This is a genomic window from Nonomuraea aridisoli, from assembly GCF_003236395.1.
Lineage (GTDB): Bacteria > Actinomycetota > Actinomycetes > Streptosporangiales > Streptosporangiaceae > Nonomuraea > Nonomuraea aridisoli.
Window position 1 is genome coordinate 1 of the sequence record NZ_POUD01000399.1, and the last position, 6360, is coordinate 6360.

The 6360-nt window shown below is 69.0% G+C and carries 5 protein-coding genes; 3 read left to right on the plus strand and 2 right to left on the minus strand.

What is annotated here, in order from left to right; genetic code table 11:
• Positions 1 to 104 precede the first annotated feature (104 nt).
• Positions 105 to 758, plus strand: coding sequence for an ROK family protein (locus tag C1J01_RS45200; RefSeq protein WP_235855096.1), 654 nt, complete (start codon positions 105 to 107; stop codon positions 756 to 758).
• 198 nt (positions 759 to 956) lie between these two features.
• Here the strand turns inward: C1J01_RS45200 and C1J01_RS45205 are convergent, their stop codons facing one another.
• Both C1J01_RS45205 and hppD read right to left on the minus strand, forming a co-directional pair.
• Entirely contained in the window at positions 957 to 2372 is a 1416-nt protein-coding gene (locus C1J01_RS45205) for a M1 family metallopeptidase (RefSeq protein WP_111185169.1), read from the minus strand.
• 81 nt (positions 2373 to 2453) lie between these two features.
• Positions 2454 to 3563 (minus strand): 4-hydroxyphenylpyruvate dioxygenase, encoded by a 1110-nt coding sequence (gene hppD, locus C1J01_RS45210; RefSeq protein WP_111185170.1) that lies wholly within the window; start codon positions 3561 to 3563, stop codon positions 2454 to 2456.
• 103 nt (positions 3564 to 3666) lie between these two features.
• Here hppD and C1J01_RS45215 point away from each other — a divergent pair, with 103 nt between their 5' ends.
• A complete protein-coding gene (locus C1J01_RS45215; RefSeq protein ID WP_111185171.1) occupies positions 3667 to 4155 on the plus strand; it encodes an Lrp/AsnC family transcriptional regulator in 489 nt (162 codons plus the stop codon).
• A 260-nt stretch (positions 4156 to 4415) separates the two neighbouring features.
• On the plus strand, positions 4416 to 6360 hold a 1945-nt coding region (locus C1J01_RS45220; RefSeq protein WP_235855097.1), incomplete at its 3' end, for a transglycosylase domain-containing protein.

Consider the following 6360-nt stretch of genomic DNA (forward strand, 5'->3'; position numbering starts at 1 on the left):
CACGCGTAAGATCGTCGGCAGCGTCAGATGTGTATAAGAGCCAGGCCCAGCCCCACACCAACCAGCCACAGGAACCCCCACGGCCTCCCACCGACCAGCCACAGGTGACCGCACAGGCTCGCACTGAGCAGCCGCTGGAGCCCGCACGGGCTAGCACCGAGCGGTCGGAGGTGACCGCACAGGCCCGCACCGACCAGCCGCAGGAGCCCGCACGGGCTCGCACCGACCAGCCACAGGTGACCGCGCAAGCCCGCACCGAGCGGTCGGAGGTGACCGCGCAGGCCCGCGCCGAGCCGCCAGGGGAAACCACACCAGCCCGCACCGCGAACGCGCGCGGAACCACCGCGCGGGTCTCCCCAGGTGTGTCGGTGTATCGGAAGGGTGAGGCGCGGGCGGTCGACGAGGGCGACGTGTTCGCGTACCGGGAAGATCGGGTGGTGACGGCGCGGCAGTTGGCGGCTGACGCGCGGGCCGGGGACGAGATCGCGCTGCGGGCGATGCGCCGGGCCGGACGGGCGATCGGCATCGCGATCGCCTCCGCCACGCACCTGTGCGACCTCGACCTGGTCACGATCGGCGGCGGGCTCTCACAAGCGGGGGAGCCGTTGTTCGGCCCACTGGAGGAGGCGCTGCGCGAGCACGCCAGGATGGGGTTCGCTCAGCGCGTCAAGGTCGTGCCCGCCGCACTCGGCCAGGAGGCCGGCCTGGTCGGCGCCGCCGCTCTCCTCCTGGCCGATGACACCTACTGGCCCGCTTGACCCCCGTACGCCCACCCGCGACGTCCGTACGTCGGCCCGCCTGACGCCTGTACGCCGGCCCGCGACCTTCCTACGCTGGCCCGCTTGTCTCATGTACGTCGGCCTGCGGCTTTCGTACGCCGGTCCGCCTCCGTACGTCGGCCCGGGCGGCCCGATACGTCGGACTCAGTAGCTTAGGGGAAGTATGCGGCGGCGGGGTCAGGCGGCGGGTTTGCGGGGTTGGAAGAGCCAGGCGTCGAAGAGGGGGTTGAGGTCCTTGCCGGACATGCGTTCGGCCAGGTCGATGAACTTCTCCGTCGTGACGTGACCGTAGCGGTGGTCGGCGGCCCACGTGCGGAGCAGCTTGAAGAACGTCTCGTCGCCGATGGACCTGCGCAGCGCGTGCAGGGTCATCGCGCCGCGGGTGTAGACCGACTGGTTGAACAGGTCGTCGGGCTTGGCCCGCCCGGGCGGATACGACCACATCGGATCGCTCTCGGGCCGGTCGTTGAACTCCGTGAAGAACTCCTCCACGGTCTTCCTGCCCTTGTGCTCGGACCACAGCCACTCGGCGTACGTGGCGAAGCCCTCGTTGAGCCAGAGGTCCTTCCACCGCCAGATGGTCAGGCTGTTGCCGAACCACTGGTGGGCGAGCTCGTGGGCGACGATCACCTCGTCGGGGTCGAAGCCGCCGTAGAGGGGCTTGGTCTGGTTCTCCAGCGCGTAGCCCGCGGTGTAGTTGTCGATCACGCCGCCCGTCGAGGAGAACGGGTAGGGCCCGAAGACCTTGGCCCAGTGGTCGGTGATCTCGGCGGTGGAGGTGTAGAGCCGGTCGAGCCCGCTCTTGAACGCCGGGTCGGTGGCGGCCAGCGTGGGGATGCCCGCCGCGCTCTTGCCCTGGCGCAGGTCGAACTTGCCGAGCGTGGCCGTCGCGAGGTACGTCGCCATCGGATGACGCTCGCGCCAGCGGAAGGTGGTCCTGCCGCCGGCGGTCTTGGGCCGCCCGACCTGCTCGCCGTTGGCCAGCGCGGTCAGCCCGGCGGGCACGGTGATCTCGAAGGAGTAGGTCGCCTTGTCGGCGGGATGGTCGTTGCTCGGGAACCAGGTCTTGGAGCCGTCGGGCTCGGAGGCCACGAACGCGCCGTCGGAGGTCGCCATGAAGCCGAACGTGCCGAGGTTGCCGGTGTCCTTCGCCGGGTTGGGCACGCCGTCGTAGGTGACCTCGACGGTGAACTCGTCGTTGGCGTCGATGGGTTGCCCGGGCCGCACGGTCAGCTCGTCGCCCTGCCGGCTGAACGTCGCGGGCTCGTCGTCGATGCGCACCTTGCGCACGTGGAGCCCGGCCAGGTCGAGGTTGAAGCTGGACAGGCCCTGCGTGGCGGCGGCGCGGATGGTGGCCACGCCCTCGAGCCGCTTGGTGGCGGGCGTGTAGTCGACGTCGAGGTCGTAGTGGGCGACGTCGTAGCCGCCGTTGCCGTCCTGGGGGAAGTCGGGGTCGCCGATGCCGGGCGCGCCCGGGCGGTACGCCGCTTCGGTGTGGTGCACCGCGGGCGGGGTCGGCTCGTCGGTGAGCGAGCAGCCGACCACGCTGCCGAGCACGACGAGCGCGACCACTCCACGCCTGTTGAAACGCATAAGTGACGAGCCCCCTTCAGATCGTGACCAGAATCTTACGCTGGGTCACGCACTGCCGACGACTCGTCACCTGAGCTGCCCCTACAGGTTGCCCCGTCGCTCCTGCTCGCGCTCGATCGCCTCGAAGAGCGCCTTGAAGTTGCCCTTGCCGAACCCGAGCGAGCCGTGCCGTTCGATGAGCTCGAAGAAGACCGTGGGCCGGTCCTGCACCGGCTGGGTGAAGATCTGCAGCAGGTAGCCGTCCTCGTCGCGGTCGACCAGGATGTGGCGCTTCTTCAGCTCCTCGATGGGGACGCGCACCTCGCCGATGCGCCCACGCAGCTCGGGGTCGTCGTAGTAGGAGTCGGGAGTGTCCAGGAACCGCACGCCGGCCGCCCGCATGTGGTCGACCGTGGTCAGGATGTCGTTGGTGGCGAGCGCGATGTGCTGCACGCCCGGCCCGCCGTAGAACTCGAGGTACTCGTCGATCTGCGACTTCTTGCGGCTGACCGCCGGCTCGTTGAGCGGGAACTTGACCTTGCGGGTGCCGTCGGCCACGACCTTCGACATGAGCGCGGAGTACTCGGTGGCGATGTCGTCGCCGATGAACTCGGCCATGTTCGTGAAGCCCATCACCTTGCGGTAGAACTCCACCCACTCGTCCATCTTGCCCAGCTCGACGTTGCCGACGCAGTGGTCGATCGCCTGGAACAGCCGCCCCGTCCTGGTGGCGGGCGGGGCCACGAGCGGCTCCGCGGGCGTGTAGCCCGGCAGGTAGGGCCCGTGGTAGTTGGACCTGTCGACCAGCGTGTGCCGCGTCTCGCCGTACGCGGCGATGGCCGCGAGCGTCACCTTGCCGTGCTCGTCCTCCAGCGTGTACGGCTCCACCAGCCCCTTGGCCCCGTTGGCCACGGCGTGGGCGTAGCCGGCCTCCACGTCGGGCACCTGGATGGCCAGGTCGATCACTCCGTCGCCGTGCTCGGCCACGTGCCGCGCCAGGTCGGTGCCCGGCCGGATGGAGGCCCGGAACTCGAACGTGGCGCTGCCCGAGGTCAGCACGTACGCGGCCGCGTCCTTGCTGCCGTTCTCCGGCCCGCGGTAGGCCACCAGCTTCATGCCGAACGCGGTCGAGTAGTAGTGGGCCGCCTGCCTGGCGTTGCCCACGGCGAACACCACGGCGTCCATGCCGTTAACCGGAAAGACATCACTCATGCTCACAACTGTCGAATTTCCTGGACGAGTTGCGCAAGAGTTACCTCAACGAGTGGACAATCTGCCTAGTTGATCGCCGGATTCTCCGGTAAATCTGTACAGCATGACAATCGACGAGCTCGACGCCCGGCTGATCACCCTGCTGACCGAGGAGCCCCGGCTGGGCATGCTGGAGTGTTCGCGCCGGCTCGGCGTGGCCCGCGGCACGGCGCAGGCCCGCCTCGACCGGCTGATCGACCGGGGCGTCATCACGGGCTTCGGGCCCGACGTCTCGCCCGCCGCACTCGGCTACCACGTCACCGCGTTCGTCAGCCTGGAGATCAGGCAGGTGGCCGGGCACGATCCGGTGGCCGACCGGCTGGCCCGCATCCCCGAGGTGCTGGAGGTGCACACCATCACCGGCGGCAGCGATCTGCTCTGCCGGGTGGTCGCGCGGACGAACTCGGATTTGCAACGGGTTATCGATGTGATCGTTGATGTTCAAGGCGTACTCAGGACTAATTCGATCATCGCCCTTGACACTCCGGTTCCCTACCGAGTGTTGCCATTGGTCGCCGATGTTCCGCGCCGGGAAGGCCGCCGCCCGTCGTAGTATCAGCGGGGGACGAGGCACCATTATCGATCGTTTACCCTTGGCATTCGCCCAGGCTGCGGGGATCGGGCGACGCTTGACGAGGGGAGTCAGGGGTGCGGAGTGGTGGTGGAAACGGAATGCGAAAACGGCGGATTATCCGGCTTGTACTGATTTCATTCGGTGCCGGAATCCTCGTGCTGGCCGGTCTTTTCGCCATTGCCTGGGCGATGACGCCGATCCCGGACACAACGCAGAAACAGGCGACCGCGCAGGGTTCTGTGATCTATTACCGCGACGGCAAGACCGTGCTCGCGCGGCAGGGCGTCAACCGCAGCAGGGTCGATCTCGCGCAGGTGCCGCAGCACGTGCGCGACGCGGTCATCGCCGCCGAGAACCGCTCCTTCTACGACGACGCCGGCGTCTCGCTCAAGGGCACCGCCCGCGCCGTCTGGTCCACGTTCACGGGGCAGCAGCTCCAGGGCGGCTCCACCATCACCCAGCAGCTCGTCCGCAACTACTACAGCGGGCTGAGCCAGGAGCGCTCGGTCACCCGCAAGTTCAAAGAGATCCTCATCGCGATGAAGGTCGACCAGTCCAAGCCGAAGGACTGGGTGCTGGAGCAGTACCTCAACACGATCTACTTCGGCCGCGGCGCCAACGGCGTGCAGTCGGCCGCCCGCGCCTACTTCGGCAAGGACGTCGGCGACCTGACCGTGGCCGAGGGCGCCTACCTCGCGGCGGTCATCCAGCAGCCGAGCCGCTTCGCCGACCCCCAGGGCGCCGACCTGGAGGCGGTCAAGGTGCGCTGGCAGTCGGTGATCGAGGCGATGGCGCAGACCGGCGCGCTGACGCCCGAGCAGGCCGCCGCCGAGCGGTTCCCCGAGCTGGCGCCGCCGAAGAAGCCGTTCGAGCTCAGGGGCCAGGCCCAGCACATGCTGGAGCAGGTCACCGCCGAGCTCAACCGCCGCGGCTTCACCAACGAGGACATCAACAGCGGCGGCCTGAAGGTCGTCACCACGTTCGACAAGAAGCTCATGCAGGCCGCCGAGCGCGCGGTGGAGGACCTGCTGCCCGACTCCACCCCGAAGCAGGTCCGTACGGGCCTGGCCGCCGTCGACCCCGCCACCGGCGAGGTCGTCGCCTTCTACGGCGGGCGCCCCGCGCAGGTGAAACACTTCGACAACGCGTTCTCGGCCAAGGTGATGGCCGGGTCGACGTTCAAGCCGTACACCCTGGCCGCGGCCCTCGACAACGGGTTCGACCTGTCCACCCGCGTCGACGGCAACTCGCCGCTGCGGGTGGCCTCGGCCTCGAAGGCCATCCCGAACGACAACGACCGCTCGTACGGGCTCATCAACCTGGTCAGCGCCACCCAGAACTCCGTCAACACCGCGTTCGTCGACCTCGGCCAGAAGGTCGGGCTCGACAAGGTGGCCAAGACGGCCGAGCTGGCCGGCATCCCCGCCGCCCAGCTGGAGCCCCACCAGGCGGCCGCCTCGTTCCCGCTCGGGGTGGCCTCGGTGAGCGCCGTGCAGAACGCCTCCGGGTTCGCCACGTTCGCCAACAAGGGCGTCCACATGGAGGCCCACGTGGTGCGGTCGGTCACCGACGCCCAGGGCCGTGAGCAGGTCGTCGAGCCGACCGCCACCAAGGTGGTCGGGGAGCAGGCCGCCGCCGACGCCACGTACGCGATGGAGCAGGTCGTCAAGTACGGCACCGGCACCGCCGCCCGGCTCTACGACCGCCCGGTGGCCGGCAAGACGGGCACCACGGACGACTCGAAGTCGGTCTGGTTCAACGGCTACACGCCGCAGCTCGCGGTGGCGGTCAACATGTTCCGCGACGACAACGCCACCGTCACGATCCCCGGGTACGGCACGCAGTTCGGCGGTTCGCTGCCGGCGCAGATTTGGCGGGCGTTCATGGCCGAGGCCATGGAGGGCAAGCCGGTCGAGGAGTTCCCCGAGCCGTCCGACTACGGCTACTCCTCCGGTTACGACACTCCTGAATACGACAGCGACGTCCCCGACCCCGGCTACACCCCTCCGACCGACTCGGACGAATGGGACGTCCCCGAGCCCGACGGCGGCCCCTCGTTCACCGACGAGCCCGACCTGGACAACCCGGACGACCGTGCCCGCCAGGACATCGAGCCGGAACTGACGGACCCGCCGGCCATCAACCTCCCCGACGACCCCTGGCTCCAGGACGACCGCACCGCCC